This is a genomic window from Acinetobacter sp. X9 (assembly GCF_054889255.1).
On sequence record NZ_CM142679.1, the window covers coordinates 3,442,947 to 3,456,520 of the forward strand.

Sequence of the window (13,574 nt, forward strand, 5' to 3'; positions counted from 1 at the left end):
TCACAAGAACTCTTCTAGTACTGAGTTCAAGAAAATATGCCCCTGCTCTGTACAAGCCAAACGAGAACTATCCTCTACCAGTAGCTTTCTAGCTCGTAGTGAAGTGAGTACCTCATTTAAATGATCTAAGCTTAAGCCTGTGCGCTGCTCATATAACTCAGCTTTTACACCATCATTTAGACGTAAAGCATTCATCATGAACTCAAAAGGTATCTCTTCAGCCTCAATCTTTTTCATTTGCAAATGTTCGGCTGGAACCTTAGCCAAATAGTCTTTTGGCAAACGAGTTTTTTGGAAACGGTACACCCCATCTGGTTGTGTCACTTTGCCATGTGCCCCTGCACCAATTGCAAGGTAATCACCAAATTCCCAGTAATTTAAATTATGGGCTGAAGGTTGTTCTTTACGCCAAGCCGACACTTCATAGTTTACAAAGCCATTTGCTTTTAAATATGCTTCGCCTTGCTCTTGAATATCTTCTAACACTTCATCTTGAGGTAAAATAGGCTGAGTTCGGAAAAATACGGTATTTGGCTCAATAGTAAGTTGATACCAACTGATATGTGTCGCGCCATGCTCTACAGCGACCTTTAAATCATAAAGCGCTTGTCCTAGGGTTTGCTCAGGTAGGCCATGCATTAAATCGACATTAACTCGCTTAAAGCCTGCTTGTCGTGCCTGCTCAATTGCATCCATAGCATTGTTGGCTGAATGAATACGCCCCAGTTTTTGCAAGTGCTCTGTATTAAAAGTCTGCACACCAATCGATAAACGGTTAATACCTGCGTCTAAATAGCCTGCAAACGGGTCATGTTCTAGTGTTCCGGGATTTGCCTCTAGGGTGATTTCACAGCCATCTTCAAATTTGAGCAATGACTTAAGCTGTTCAAACAGCCACGCATAGCCTTTAGCAGAAATAAGTGAAGGCGTTCCGCCACCAATAAATACACTATGAATTGAACGTCCCTGAGCCATCTCAACTTGAGTTTCAAAGTCGGTCACTAATGCTTTTAAATAGGTTTGCTCGAGTTCTGCCGAAAGCGCTCCATCTGGTACGGCATGCGAGTTAAAGTCACAATATGGACATTTACGCACGCACCAAGGCATATGGATATATAAAGATAAAGGAACAGAAGCAGGATTTAATACGGCCAAGGAGCAGGTCCAATTTACACAATATTTCTATTTTAACATGACTGCATCAATGGGCTTATGAAAACATACCTTAATTGCTTTAGACTGTTTTTAAACATACTTAAATATTGATAAAAATGATGAAATTCTCTAGTCAACTTTTCCTGATCTTACCTCTAGCTATGGGAATCGGTGTTGCCATGGCTTTTCAGACTGCAATCAATGCTCAACTGCGCGAGCAACTACACTCACCCTTGCAGGCAGCTTTATTATCATTTTTCATAGGTACAATTGTTTTAGCCATTATGGTTTTCTTTCAAAGTGCCGAGAAGCCCACTTTAAGTGAAATATCAAATATTCCATGGCTTCTTTGGACGGGAGGATTTCTTGGGGTTTATGCAATCAGCATGAGCATTTATACTGCACCTAAACTTGGTTTTTTAACCTTTACAGGGCTAGTCGTTTTTGGGCAATTGGTCATTTCAATGTTGCTTGACCATTTTGGCTGGTTAGGTACAGAAAAGACACCTGTTACATGGCAACGGTTTCTTGGTGGCGTGATCATCTTTGTTGGTGTGTTACTCACTTTACAACGTTAGCTTCATTTTTATATTTAAAAAGAGTACCTTTTGTGTCGAATGTCACATCTTTTCGGTCTGAATTAAAACAACTCTTCCACTTAATGCTACCGATTTTAATTACCCAGTTTGCTCAAGCGGGATTTGGGTTAATTGACACTATTATGGCTGGGCATTTATCTGCAACCGATTTAGCAGCAATTGCGGTAGGTGTGGGCTTATGGATCCCAGTCATGCTCCTGTTCAGTGGCATTATGATTGCAACTACACCTTTGGTCGCTGAAGCAAAAGGTGCAAGAAATACAGAACAAATTCCTGTCATTGTCCGTCAATCGTTATGGGTCGCCATCATTTTAGGCGTAATGGCTATGCTCATTTTGCAGCTCATGCCGTTTTTCTTGCATGTGTTTGGCGTACCAGAGAGCTTACAGCCTAAAGCAAGTTTGTTCTTACATGCGATTGGTTTAGGCATGCCTGCTGTGACCATGTACGCAGCCCTACGCGGTTATTCTGAGGCTTTAGGCCATCCACGTCCTGTAACGGTCATTAGCTTATTGGCCTTAGTGGTTTTGATTCCTCTTAACATGATCTTTATGTATGGGTTAGGACCAATACCTGCTTTAGGTAGTGCAGGCTGTGGTTTTGCAACATCCATTTTACAGTGGCTCATGCTAATTACTTTAGCTGGCTATATTTATAAAGCTTCGGCTTACCGAAACACCTCTATTTTTAGCAGATTCGATAAAATTAACCTGACTTGGGTAAAAAGAATTTTACAGCTTGGCTTGCCAATCGGTTTAGCTGTGTTCTTTGAAGTCAGTATTTTTAGTACTGGCGCATTGGTGCTTAGCCCACTAGGTGAAGTGTTTATTGCAGCACATCAAGTTGCAATTTCAGTCACCTCTGTGCTGTTTATGATTCCGCTTTCACTTGCGATTGCCCTGACCATTCGTGTGGGAACCTATTATGGTGAAAAGAACTGGGCTTCGATGTACCAAGTACAAAAAATTGGTTTGAGCACAGCAATATTTTTTGCCTTATTGACCATGTCTTTTATTGCCTTAGGCCGTGAACAAATTGTCTCGGTTTATACTCAAGATATAGATGTGGTTCCTGTTGCCATGTATTTACTCTGGTTTGCAATGGGTTATCAGTTGATGGATGCATTGCAAGTGAGTGCCGCAGGCTGTTTAAGAGGTATGCAAGATACTCAAGCACCGATGTGGATTACGCTTATGGCATATTGGGTGATTGCTTTCCCTATTGGACTTTATTTAGCACGTTATACCCATTGGGGTGTAGCTGGCGTGTGGTTAGGTTTAATTATTGGTTTAAGCATTGCTTGTGTTTTATTACTTTCAAGGCTTTATTTAAATACCAAACGTTTAAGCAAAACCTAATAAAAAAAGCCGATGAAACATCGGCTTTTTTTATTTTATGCAGACTTGGCTCGCGGGCTTGCTCCAATTTGCCAGACAAAAGGTAAATCGGTACGGTTTACTTCCCAATCTCCAATCACCTTTTCTTTATAGATGAGCGGATTATGCGAAGATACCGTGCGCGCATTACGCCAGAAACGGTCGAGTTGTTTGACCTGACTACTTGCTGACGCGCCTAAAGCATTAAATAATTGGCTGGTTAAATCGAGTACCAAATTAGAAATCACCACCTGCCCTTGCGCCGATTCGAGCTCAGCATCTACATTAAACTGATGTTCTTTCACCTCTAACTCACTAAAGTGACTTTCATAAGCCTTCTGTAATGCTTCAGCTGTTTTAATCGTAATTGCTAGACTTCCATAGGCTTGAGCAGAGGCTTTACCCACCACCTGTAAAACTTGTGGGTCGTGACGAACAAGGTCACCATTACCATGACTAAAAATACGCTTTCGCTCTCGTATTTCTTGACTAAAAGTTTCTACTGCCGCATGTGCAATCCCTGTTAGGGTTGCAAGGTGGACAACCTGATAAAAAGCAGTTTGATATTTAAAACGTTGGTCAAATGGAATAAGGTGCGAAGCTGGTAAATGAACCTGATGTACTTTTAAAGTACCGCTACCCGTTGTCTTTTGACCAAAGCCATCCCAATCATCAATCACACTCACGCCCGTTTCATGGCGATAAATAGCAGCAATCACGTGGCGGTCATTTACTTCATCGTAAGCAAATAAATCGATCCAGTCTGCAAAGATACTTCCGGTTGAATAGTACTTTTCACCATTCACTACCAAGTTGCCCGAAGCATCTTTGGTTACTCGTGTAACGACATCACCGATTTGCACATTTCCAACTTCAGTCCATGCATTCCCAACTAAATCACCTTGTACAAAACGCTGAAACCAAACCTCCTGCGAATGCTCTTTATGGGCAACTAAGCGGTCTTCAACAAAAGCGAAGTGTCCACGCAAAGCTTGAACAATATTCGAGTCTGCTTGCGCCAATTCTGCTAAAAGCTGGAAAAGTTGCGGTAATGACACCCCATCTCCACCATATTTAACCGGAACACGTACCGCACCTAACTTGAGTTCTTTTAACCACTGAATCGGTTCAAAAGGCAAGATTCGTTCTTTTTCTCGCTGAATTGCACCTTGGGCAATTTTTTCAAAAACTGGGCGAAATCTACTTGCGACCTTTTCATAATCGGCGCCTACAGACAGTTCTTCTAATTCAATTTGGGTAATCGTCATCTTTATTCTCCTAATCTTATTTTTTCTTCACTTTAGCTCCATGCATGACGAGGTGGATGGATGCCATTGAGGTAGTAATTACCGACAATGTGATATTTCCAACGCACTGGATCATGCAAGGTGTGAGTACGCGCATTACGCCAATGGCGATCCAGATTAAGCTCAGACAAGGTTGACCGTGTTCCAGACAACTCAAAAAGCTTATTGGCTGCTAAAATCGCAACTTCTGTAGTGAGTACTTTTGCTTCAGCAACTAATAATGTCGCTTGATTTACATGTTCTTCTGTCGTGTCGGCAATCGTTTGATCGATCGCATCTCCTGCTAAATCTAATACCGCTTCTGCTGCACGAAGTTTTATTTTTAAATCGCCAATATTTGCAATCGTATAAGGATCATCACTCGCTTTTTCTAAACCTGAATCGACCCATGCACGGCTATGATTTTTGACATAGTGAATTGTTTCTTCAATCGCGCCACGTGCAATACCAGCATCAACAGCAGCTTGAATAAATTGTGAAATTGCACCTGCCGGTGTAGGACGTTCGAAAGCCTGATAAATCGGAATTAGATATTCTTCACGTACTGGTACTTGATTTAACTCTACCGTACCACTGGCTGTGGTTCTTTGCCCGAAACCAGACCAGTCATTAATAATATTAACGCCAGAAGTTTCCCGAGGAACTAGTGCCGCATAAGGCTGCCCTTGTTCATTTACAGCGACAATTGGAACCCAATGTGCAAGCAATGCGCCAGTTGCAAAAAACTTCTTCCCATTAATTTCATAACCGTGCTCAGTCTTTTTTAATGTGGTAGTGAGGTCAGCCACTGTTTTGCTATGTTTTTCCGAAAATGCATTGCCAAAACGAATCCCTCTCAACACTAAGTTAAAGAAGAACTGTTGTTGTTCTGGGCCTGCATCAAGACGTAAATGTTCGATAAAAGCCAAGTGATTTTGGGGAAGCTGTGCAAGAGATGAATCAACACTCGCAATTGTTTTGATGACCTCAGCCAAGGTTCGATATTTAACTTGGGCACCACCAAATTGCTTGGGAACCGTAATAGCCCATAAGCCACTTTGTGAGAACTGTTGAATTTCGTTTAGAGGTAAACGGCGCTCTTTGTCTCGCTCAGATGCTTCTTGTGCAAACTCTTGAGCAAGTTGTTTGGCAAGCTCAATTGCCTCTTCATCAGAACGAATAATATGCGCATCTTTTGACTGCTCAAACACAGATAAAGGAACCGCCTGAGACCGCCCATGGGCCGAACTTAAACTTGTCATAACTTTTGTTATCTCTATTTTTATTTAACATGTCCTTCACCTTAGCACTAAAAAAACAGCGACTTTATAGTTATTAAAGCTTTGTTTATGAAATGAATTTTGAAAAGCTTTTCACATTTTTTACTTTAAAAATAACGTTTTGTTTTTCGAAAATTTTCTTACATGCGCTAAACAATTTCATATAGGCTTTTTAAGTTTTGTCACCTATGATCAAAACTAGACAATATTATGTTGTAGTCAACGAGGTATCGAAGATATGGCAAAGAATGCAAGTTCACCTGGCAAACGATTTATGAAACTTGCAGGAATGACCGCGAGCATTGCAACGAAAACCGTTTCTAACTCGATTCGAAACTTGACCGCAGATGAAGAGCAAAAGCTGGCTTCAAAAACCAAGTTATTTCAGGATATTGGTTTGCAAATTGCCGACACCTTAGGCGAAATGAAAGGTGCCGTCATGAAAGTCGGCCAAATTGCATCGCAATATAAAGATATCTTCCCACCCGAAGTTGCTAAAGCGATTTCTAAGTTGCAGCGCCAAGCTCCCCCTATGCCCTTTGCTGCTATTCAGCAACAAGTTGAACGCGAGCTTGGCAAACCGCTGAATGTTGCCTTTAAATCTTTTGATCAAGAACCTTTTGCAGCTGCTTCAATTGGACAAGTTCACAAAGCTGTCCTGCCAAGTGGTGAACAAGTTGTTGTTAAGGTGCAATATCCAGGTGTTGATGAGGCCTGTGAAAGTGACTTAAAACAAGTACGTTTAGCCCTTCGTTTAATGGGCGTACTTAAAATTGATAAAAAGCTACAAGATCAGCTTTTTGCAGAAATTCAGGATAGTCTTTCGGCAGAGCTTAACTATGAAATTGAGGCTCAAAACCTTGAAGTTTTCAAAACATTTCACAGCCAGTTAGATGACAAAATTATCATCCCTACTGTTTATAAAGATTATTCTTCAAGACGTATTTTAACCTTGAGCCTCGAACAAGGTGACAGTATTGAAACTGCCAGTGCATGGCCCATTGAAATTCGAAATACGATTGGACGTCGTTTGATTCGTGCTTTAGGCCAGGAAATGTTCTTTTTAAAACGTTTTCACTGTGACCCTCACCCGGGTAACTTTGCCTTCCGCCAAGATGGCAGTGTCATTATTTATGACTATGGCAGTGTTAAAACGCTTTCCAATGAAATTGTATATAGCTTTAAACGATTGGTGAACGCAGCTCGTCATGAAGATATTGATCTTATTGAAACTGAGTTACTTGAGCTACATTCACTAGCCGAAAAAGGCAAATTCCCGAGCGATCTTTATAAACTCTGGATTGAAGTGTTATTACGTCCGCTTACCACTACTTATGATTTTGCCGAGAACTCATCACATCATGATGGCATGTTGCTTGTGAAAAAATCTTTGAAGTACTGGGATGTCTTTAAGCCTTCACCAGATACCCTAATGGTCAATAGAACCATTTCAGGACACTACTGGAACCTAATTCACTTAAAAGTACATGACAATCTGAACGGTTTATTTGAAGAGCTTGTCCCACCTTCTAACTAACTTAATTTACTGATCAATGTAGCCTTCTAGGGGTTACATTGACTTTTTAATTGTTATGTTATAACATTTCTTTAATCAAAAATAATTTAGGACAATCTCTCATGCGTAAAGATATTCATCCTGCTTATCAACAAGTGTTATTTCATGACACCAATGCAGACGTGTACTTCTTAATTGGTAGTACTCTTCAGTCTAAACAAACCAAAGAATATCAAGGAAAAGTCTATCCTTATGTAACCCTTGATATTTCAAGTGCATCTCACCCTTTCTACACAGGTGAAGTACGTCAAGCAAGTAACGAAGGCCGTGTTGCAACCTTTAATAAACGCTTCGCTCGCTTTAATCGTAAGAGTTAATCTTACGTTAAGATTTGACCAATACACTTAAATCATTGGAAGCCTAAGACTATCTCCTCCACTTAGGCTTCTTTTTTTATGTGTATTTTTTCGATATTTTTATGTTGTGTATAAAAGAGAACTTATCCACAACTTGTATAAAAACTCTTCTGCTTTTTTTCAATAACTCCTCAATTTTTATAATTGCCAAGCTTTCAAAGCATGTATTCAATGCTATGCTTAAGCCCCATTTGATAGGAAGTTTAAGATTATGGCACAAGAGTTACTTGCCCAATTACAAGCAGGCACAGCAAAATTTTCAGACGTTTTAGCTCATATTGAAGCACGTTACCAACATACTCCAACGGCTTTTCAAAATGGTGCACAGCATAACGCTGCTACTGAAAATCAAGGCAGTGCAAAAGTTTTCTCTTTTGCCAAGTTACAAGGTTTAGACCAAGCACAAACTTTAAGTTTATTTGCAGAACACTACGCATCTGTATTGGCTACACCAGAAGGAACTGATCATCAAAATATTCGTCAGTTTATGCAAAATGGTTGGGATGGTGTCAAGTTTGAAGGTCAGGCTTTAACTGAAAAATAATAAGATTTAAATAAATAATAGAAATGTCTTAAATTAGAAGATTGTCACAACAGAGTTTTTTCAGTGACGTTCTATATCTAGATTAGCCTTCGGCTCGACCTACTTTTCTTTTGGGAAAAGTAGGCAAAACCATTTTCATCAACAGAACCTGTTATCTGTTTGCACTTATCCCATATCTTGCAAAAACAATATATAGCTGATTTCAGTCAGGCTGTTGATGACTTTAACGCGTATCAAATCCCAAAATAAATCAGGAGTTTTTAATTCATCATTTACTATCGTGACAAGCGGCATGGATGCCGCAGTTTTGCTGTGCTACATGGTTGTAGCATCAGCGAAACAAAAGATTTTTGCTTACTTTTGATCTTTCAAAAGTAAGGTATGCCTATACAAATGGTATTGGAGAACATCTTAAAACGGAGGCCGTACCGCATATCTCGCTCCTTAAACATCCGAATAATCAGTTGCCCGCTACCCAATAATAAGTCGCCAACCCCAAACACGTAAAAATTAAAGACCCAATTAAATGGATAGAAATCCCCAACATAGCCATTCCCAACTTACCACTTTGTAATAAAGTGACGATCTCAATCGAGAAAGTTGAAAACGTAGTTAAAGCACCACAAAAACCAGTAATCACAAAAAGCTTATAATTCGGACTTAAATCACTATGAGCAAAATAAGCCATCGCAAAGCCAATAATAAAGCCACCCACTAAATTAACAGTCACTGTACCAAGTGGAATTTGCGGATAAATCGGGTTGAGTTTTAAACCTAAAAACCAACGCAGCCATGCCCCTAGAACTGAGCCTAAAGCAATTGAAAGTAGAGAGTAATACATAGGACCACCCCTTTAGATAGACGCTAAAAGAGCAAAAAATAATGAAGGGAAATATGACACAGCGTACTCCAAAAATAAGCAGAGTACGCAATAACCTACGTACCCAGCGATATAAATACATGAGGGTAACGTAGGCATCATTAGCCAATACGGCGGTTTTTCAGGGGAGGAATGCCATCTCCCCGTTTTAAGTATATTAAATCATCTAAAATTTGATTAAAACATACTTTTTAAATCATGGACGTTCAGCAAATTGTGGTAAATCATCCTGAATACATTCCCATTCCGCCTTAGAAGCAGCAAAAATATGCATTGTCGGCTTTTGGTCTAGTGGTGTATCAAGTGTCCCAATTCTTAAGCGATATAATTCAGGCTGCGCATCACGCGAGCTAATAAGCGGTGAACCACATTCGCTACAAAACCAACGATATACCCCGTTCACAGCAAATTTTTTGACAAGGTCTTCACCTTGGGTAATTTTAAAATCTGTACTTTTAACAGGAGCATTCGTTGCGAATGCTGTTCCATTGGCTTTTCGGCAGCGTTGACAGTGACATTGAATAATATCTCCGATATCGCCCTTAATTTCATAGCGAATACCCTGACATAAACAACTTCCTTGATAAACTGGTGATGCTTGAGACATGTTCTCGTAAATCCCATTATTATTGATCGCTCAAAAATAACACTTTTCACATATCAAACATAGCACCAAATCATCCTGTTATTTCTCTAAAAATGAATGCACACCCTCACCAGCCGCTCGCCCTGTAGCAAAGCATGCTGTAAGTAAATATCCACCCGTAGGAGCATCCCAATCCAGCATTTCACCACAGCAAAAAACACCTGAGGTTTGTTTAAGCTCTAAGCTTTCAGTTAATGCATTCTGCTTAACACCACCAGCACAGCTAATCGCTTCTTCAATGGGTCTAAACCCCTCTAACTTAATTTGAAGCGCTTTGATCTGCTGAGCCATAGCCTCTGGTTGGTTCCATAGTGCTTTATCGACCACTTCTCGAATTAAGTTAATCTTGGCCGTGTCTAAGCCTGCTTTACGCCAGATATTGGTGAGTGATTGTTTTTTGCTAACTTGTAATTTTTTAACTAACTGTGACAACTCTACATCAGGCAATAAATCTAAAAACAAATTTAAGCTTTTCCCTTGTTTTTGTTGTTCTCGTAAAGCACGTCCAAGTTTATAAATAACGCCACTCTCTAAACCATAGTGAGTAATCACAATATCGCCATGAGTAATCTGGCTAGGATCAACCCACGCATTGATACGTTTTAAAGGCTCACCAAAACAGCTTTCCATAAAAGCTGACCAAGTGTGAAGTACACCTGCATTACTTGGCTGGAAAGGTTCAATATTGGATTGATCAACCCATTGCTGCCAAGCACCATCACTGCCCAATTGTGACCACGACACCGCACCGCAAGCCAACACGACTGCATCGTATTGCTGGGTAAAAGTTTCAGTGCTTTGATTATTTTGGTTTTCTAAAGTCACCGTTGTGCCTTGCAAATTAATACAACGATGACGATAAAAGAATTTAACTTGCTGTTCTGCTAAGCGTTTTAGCCAAGCACGTAACAGAGGGGCCGCTTTCATTTCGACAGGAAAAATGCGACCTGAGGTGCCAACGTAAGATTCAATTCCCAGATTTTTCATCCAGTTTTGAATCCAGACTGCATCCCACTTTTCAACCCACGGTTTGAGCCATTCTGCATGGTCATAGCGCTCAATAAACTGCGCTAATGGTTCAGCATGTGAGATGTTTAACCCCGTTTTCCCTGCCATCAGAAACTTACGTGCAGCTGAAGGTTTTTGCTCGTATACATCAATATCATAAGCATATTGGCTCAACACCTCAGCAGCCATAAGACCTGCTGGGCCTGCTCCAATAATGGCAACCCGCTTATTCGCCATGCACTTGACCTTGTAATGGGGCAAACTCATCAAAACGTGTGCTGTAACCTTCAGGTTTAGTGATCACAAGCTGTTGGCAAAGTTCTCCACGTTCCAAATACTTAATTTCAAAATGAGTACGTGCAGATGTTTGAGCAATTTTTTCTTTTTGGTAAGGCAGCTTCCAGACATTAATTAATTGTTGTTCAGCTTCTTCAATATATTCAGGAATATTACTTGCCAAAGTAATGGTTCCACCTGTTTGCAGACGAGAGATTAAGAACTCAAAAAATGGCATATTCAACCAGCGCTGTGCTGGATTATGGGGTTCTGGGTTTGGATAGAGAATAAAGAAATGTTCAACTTGAGCAGGATGTAGTGCATGTACCACCCACGGTAAAGCATCTGCATGTACAGGAATTAAATTATCTCTTGGTTCCAGACCATGCTGTTTTTGCATTGCCAAGAATTTTTCTCGGGTTCGTTCAATTGCATACAATGTGTGCTGCGGCTGTTGCCCGCTAAAAAGCAAAGCATGTTTACCCTTGCCCGCTCCAATTTCTACACAAATCGGGGTATTTTCAATTGGGGTAAAATCGCGAGGCGCTTGCATACGTTGTGCTTGAAATTGACGAATCTGCATAATCACATCAAACTAAATAAAAATCGGCATAAGTCTAACAAGTCACCTGACTTTTGCCTAATCTATTTCTCTTCACTTTGAGGATATCGCTTTATGCCACGTACATTTCCCTGCCCACGTTGTGGTGAACCAAGTGTTTGGGAAGGTAACGAATTTCGTCCATTTTGCTCTGAACGCTGTAAATTAATTGATTTAGGTGCTTGGGCAAATGATGAATATAGACTGCCTACCCAAGATGCGCCTCAGCATAACAAGGGTAGTCAAAATGAAGATGATTATGAGGATTAACCAGCTTTACCCGCGACAAACGGGTTAAATTGTTTTTCATAGCCAATGGTACTCATTGGACCATGTCCAGAAATAAACTGAGTATCATCTGGCAAACTAAAACACTCACGTTTAATCGATTCAATCAACTGATCATGGTTTCCACGCGGGAAGTCTGTTCTGCCAATCGAGCCTTTAAACAAGACATCACCAGTCCAAAGTAAACCATGATTTTTATTATAGAAAATAACATGTCCTGGTGTATGACCCGGCGCAAAACGTACCTCAAACTCATCTTCACCCAGTTTTAGCACTTCACCGCCTTCAAGCCATTGATCGACTTTAACAGACTGTGGAATTGGAAAGCCATAACGTGCTGAAACTTCCTGAATCATATCTAGCCAGAACTGATCTTCTTTATGCGGACCAACAACAGGGACACTCCATTCTTGTGCGAGTTCACCCACCGCCCCTGCGTGATCTAAATGCCCATGAGTGAGCCATAGTGCCTTTACTTTTAAACCTAAGGCTTCTACTTCTTTCTTCAAAACTGAAGCGTCACCACCTGCATCAATCAAAACTGCTTCTTTTGTTTCACTGTCCCAAACAAGAGAACAATTTTGGGCAAATGCAGTAACTGGAACAATTTTGACTTGCAGCATAAGAACCTCTGGCTAAAACGCAATTAACGGTGGGCTAAGGTATAAGTAAGGGCATCAAGATTAGCCTGAACTAATCCTGCAAGCAAATCAATATGGGCTTGATCGCTATTTAAAGCTGGAATATAAGCATAGCTACCACCGCCAGCTTGTTGAAACAACTCAGCATTTTGGATGGCTAATTCTTCAAGTGTCTCTAAACAGTCAGCAGAAAAAGCTGGGCTTAATACCTGTACTGAGTTAACGCCTTGCTTCGCCCAATCTTGCAAAAGTTGGTCTGTATAAGGTTTAACCCACTCTTGTTTCCCAAAACGTGACTGGAAGCTAATCGCCCATTCATCATCTTTTAAATGTAAGGCTTCAGCGACTAACTTTGCTGTGATGCGACAACGGTCTGCATAAGGATCGCCTTTGTCTGCATAAGGCTGTGGAATACCATGAAATGACATCAACAGTTTTTCAGGTTTACCATGCTGCTCTTGGTAGGCTAAAACGCTTTCTGCCAATGCCTGAATAAACATTGGATGTTGATAATAGTCTTTAATAATCGTTAAACCCGGCAAGTTCCGCTGAGCTGGAATCCACTTGGCAAATGCATCATATAACGGCGCTGTAGACGTTGCGGAATATTGAGGAAATAAAGGCAATAGAATGACATGCTCTTGCGGGTTAGTCGCCAATTTTTCTAAAACTGCGTCAATACCCGGATTACCGTAGGTCATCGCCGGTATCACGGTTAAATCAAACTGATTATTTTCTCGCTGCAAATAAGCCTGAATACGTTGAGTTTGCTCAAACACAATTTCACGCATCGGCGAATCTTTTGACCATACCGAAGCATAGGCATGTGCTACCCTTTTTGGGCGAAAAGGTAAAACAAACAGATTTAAAATAATCCACCAAATGAATTTCGGTATTTCAATTACACGTGAATCAGATAAAAACTGCTTTAGAAAACGGCGAACCGCAGGAACAGTGGCCTCATCCGGTGTACCTAAATTCGCTAAAATGACTGTGACTTTCGGTTTTTGTTCAAACGACATGTGTAAATGCCTTTCAATTCATCTTATGTCACTAATGTAA

The 13,574-nt window shown here is 40.5% G+C and carries 16 protein-coding genes and 1 riboswitch; of the genes, 6 read left to right on the plus strand and 10 right to left on the minus strand.

The features are described 5' to 3' along the window. A complete protein-coding gene (gene hemW, locus ACYU0V_RS16385; RefSeq protein ID WP_461848271.1) occupies window positions 1-1,155 on the minus strand; it encodes a radical SAM family heme chaperone HemW in 1,155 nt (384 codons plus the stop codon). Window positions 1,156-1,271: 116 nt separating this feature from the next. On the opposite strand from hemW, the gene ACYU0V_RS16390 reads away from it, so the two are divergent. Together ACYU0V_RS16390 and abeM are read left to right on the plus strand one after the other, a co-directional pair. Next, complete coding sequence (locus ACYU0V_RS16390) at window positions 1,272-1,733, plus strand: DMT family transporter (protein ID WP_032005126.1); 462 nt, start codon at window positions 1,272-1,274, stop codon at window positions 1,731-1,733. A gap of 32 nt (window positions 1,734-1,765) precedes the next feature. Beyond that, on the plus strand, window positions 1,766-3,112 hold the full coding sequence (abeM, locus tag ACYU0V_RS16395; protein WP_320539453.1) for a multidrug efflux MATE transporter AbeM: 1,347 nt from the start codon (window positions 1,766-1,768) through the stop codon (window positions 3,110-3,112). A gap of 35 nt (window positions 3,113-3,147) precedes the next feature. On the opposite strand, the gene ACYU0V_RS16400 is transcribed toward abeM, so the two are convergent. Both ACYU0V_RS16400 and ACYU0V_RS16405 read right to left on the minus strand, forming a co-directional pair. Further along, window positions 3,148-4,398, minus strand: a complete 1,251-nt coding sequence (locus tag ACYU0V_RS16400) for an acyl-CoA dehydrogenase family protein (RefSeq protein ID WP_005301987.1) — start codon at window positions 4,396-4,398, stop codon at window positions 3,148-3,150. Window positions 4,399-4,430: 32 nt separating this feature from the next. Beyond that, window positions 4,431-5,678 carry an SfnB family sulfur acquisition oxidoreductase gene (locus tag ACYU0V_RS16405; protein ID WP_104075040.1) on the minus strand — a complete coding sequence of 416 codons (1,248 nt, stop codon included), beginning with the start codon at window positions 5,676-5,678 and terminating at the stop codon, window positions 4,431-4,433. Window positions 5,679-5,934: 256 nt separating this feature from the next. On the opposite strand from ACYU0V_RS16405, the gene ACYU0V_RS16410 reads away from it, so the two are divergent. The 3 genes from ACYU0V_RS16410 (at window position 5,935) to ACYU0V_RS16420 (ending at window position 8,172) form a co-directional block, all read left to right on the plus strand. Continuing rightward, a complete protein-coding gene (locus ACYU0V_RS16410; protein ID WP_461848273.1) occupies window positions 5,935-7,233 on the plus strand; it encodes an ABC1 kinase family protein in 1,299 nt (432 codons plus the stop codon). A gap of 101 nt (window positions 7,234-7,334) precedes the next feature. Then, window positions 7,335-7,589, plus strand: a complete 255-nt coding sequence (locus ACYU0V_RS16415; RefSeq protein WP_005301976.1) for a type B 50S ribosomal protein L31 — start codon at window positions 7,335-7,337, stop codon at window positions 7,587-7,589. Between the two features lie 250 nt (window positions 7,590-7,839). Beyond that, window positions 7,840-8,172, plus strand: coding sequence for a HopJ type III effector protein (locus tag ACYU0V_RS16420; RefSeq protein ID WP_002114866.1), 333 nt, complete (start codon window positions 7,840-7,842; stop codon window positions 8,170-8,172). A gap of 165 nt (window positions 8,173-8,337) precedes the next feature. On the opposite strand, the gene ACYU0V_RS16425 is transcribed toward ACYU0V_RS16420, so the two are convergent. The 5 genes from ACYU0V_RS16425 to ACYU0V_RS16445 form a co-directional block, all read right to left on the minus strand. After that, on the minus strand, window positions 8,338-8,466 hold the full coding sequence (locus tag ACYU0V_RS16425) for a hypothetical protein (RefSeq protein WP_461848275.1): 129 nt from the start codon (window positions 8,464-8,466) through the stop codon (window positions 8,338-8,340). Between the two features lie 166 nt (window positions 8,467-8,632). After that, a complete protein-coding gene (gene crcB, locus ACYU0V_RS16430) occupies window positions 8,633-9,013 on the minus strand; it encodes a fluoride efflux transporter CrcB (protein WP_151821913.1) in 381 nt (126 codons plus the stop codon). Between the two features lie 124 nt (window positions 9,014-9,137). Then, window positions 9,138-9,204, minus strand: a riboswitch (Fluoride riboswitch). Window positions 9,205-9,248: 44 nt separating this feature from the next. Next, window positions 9,249-9,659 carry a GFA family protein gene (locus ACYU0V_RS16435; protein ID WP_032062892.1) on the minus strand — a complete coding sequence of 137 codons (411 nt, stop codon included), beginning with the start codon at window positions 9,657-9,659 and terminating at the stop codon, window positions 9,249-9,251. 78 nt (window positions 9,660-9,737) lie between these two features. Then, window positions 9,738-10,943 carry a TIGR03862 family flavoprotein gene (locus ACYU0V_RS16440; protein ID WP_461848277.1) on the minus strand — a complete coding sequence of 402 codons (1,206 nt, stop codon included), beginning with the start codon at window positions 10,941-10,943 and terminating at the stop codon, window positions 9,738-9,740. Further along, window positions 10,933-11,571, minus strand: coding sequence for a class I SAM-dependent methyltransferase (locus ACYU0V_RS16445; RefSeq protein WP_078224410.1), 639 nt, complete (start codon window positions 11,569-11,571; stop codon window positions 10,933-10,935). The genes ACYU0V_RS16440 and ACYU0V_RS16445 overlap by 11 nt, the downstream gene beginning before the upstream one ends. An 87-nt stretch (window positions 11,572-11,658) precedes the next feature. Between ACYU0V_RS16445 and ACYU0V_RS16450 the strand changes: the two genes are divergently transcribed. Then, window positions 11,659-11,853, plus strand: coding sequence for a DNA gyrase inhibitor YacG (locus ACYU0V_RS16450; RefSeq protein WP_002114956.1), 195 nt, complete (start codon window positions 11,659-11,661; stop codon window positions 11,851-11,853). Here the strand turns inward: ACYU0V_RS16450 and ACYU0V_RS16455 are convergent. Next, complete coding sequence (locus tag ACYU0V_RS16455; RefSeq protein WP_461848279.1) at window positions 11,850-12,494, minus strand: MBL fold metallo-hydrolase; 645 nt, start codon at window positions 12,492-12,494, stop codon at window positions 11,850-11,852. The two genes, ACYU0V_RS16450 and ACYU0V_RS16455, sit on opposite strands and share 4 nt — an antisense overlap. Window positions 12,495-12,517: 23 nt before the next feature. Next, complete coding sequence (gene hemH, locus ACYU0V_RS16460) at window positions 12,518-13,534, minus strand: ferrochelatase (RefSeq protein WP_461848281.1); 1,017 nt, start codon at window positions 13,532-13,534, stop codon at window positions 12,518-12,520. Window positions 13,535-13,574: the final 40 nt, after the last annotated feature.

Bases quoted from the DNA above. Each gene is read 5' to 3' on its own strand.
- ACYU0V_RS16390 (WP_032005126.1), top strand. From the start codon at position 1,272: ATGATGAAATTCTCTAGTCAACTTTTCCTGATCTTACCTCTAGCTATG.
- ACYU0V_RS16400 (WP_005301987.1), bottom strand. From the start codon at position 4,398: ATGACGATTACCCAAATTGAATTAGAAGAACTGTCTGTAGGCGCCGAT.
- ACYU0V_RS16405 (WP_104075040.1), bottom strand. From the start codon at position 5,678: ATGACAAGTTTAAGTTCGGCCCATGGGCGGTCTCAGGCGGTTCCTTTA.
- ACYU0V_RS16410 (WP_461848273.1), top strand. From the start codon at position 5,935: ATGGCAAAGAATGCAAGTTCACCTGGCAAACGATTTATGAAACTTGCA.
- ACYU0V_RS16415 (WP_005301976.1), top strand. From the start codon at position 7,335: ATGCGTAAAGATATTCATCCTGCTTATCAACAAGTGTTATTTCATGAC.
- ACYU0V_RS16420 (WP_002114866.1), top strand. From the start codon at position 7,840: ATGGCACAAGAGTTACTTGCCCAATTACAAGCAGGCACAGCAAAATTT.
- ACYU0V_RS16425 (WP_461848275.1), bottom strand. From the start codon at position 8,466: ATGCCGCTTGTCACGATAGTAAATGATGAATTAAAAACTCCTGATTTA.
- crcB (WP_151821913.1), bottom strand. From the start codon at position 9,013: ATGTATTACTCTCTACTTTCAATTGCTTTAGGCTCAGTTCTAGGGGCA.
- ACYU0V_RS16435 (WP_032062892.1), bottom strand. From the start codon at position 9,659: ATGTCTCAAGCATCACCAGTTTATCAAGGAAGTTGTTTATGTCAGGGT.
- ACYU0V_RS16440 (WP_461848277.1), bottom strand. From the start codon at position 10,943: ATGGCGAATAAGCGGGTTGCCATTATTGGAGCAGGCCCAGCAGGTCTT.
- ACYU0V_RS16450 (WP_002114956.1), top strand. From the start codon at position 11,659: ATGCCACGTACATTTCCCTGCCCACGTTGTGGTGAACCAAGTGTTTGG.
- ACYU0V_RS16455 (WP_461848279.1), bottom strand. From the start codon at position 12,494: ATGCTGCAAGTCAAAATTGTTCCAGTTACTGCATTTGCCCAAAATTGT.
- hemH (WP_461848281.1), bottom strand. From the start codon at position 13,534: ATGTCGTTTGAACAAAAACCGAAAGTCACAGTCATTTTAGCGAATTTA.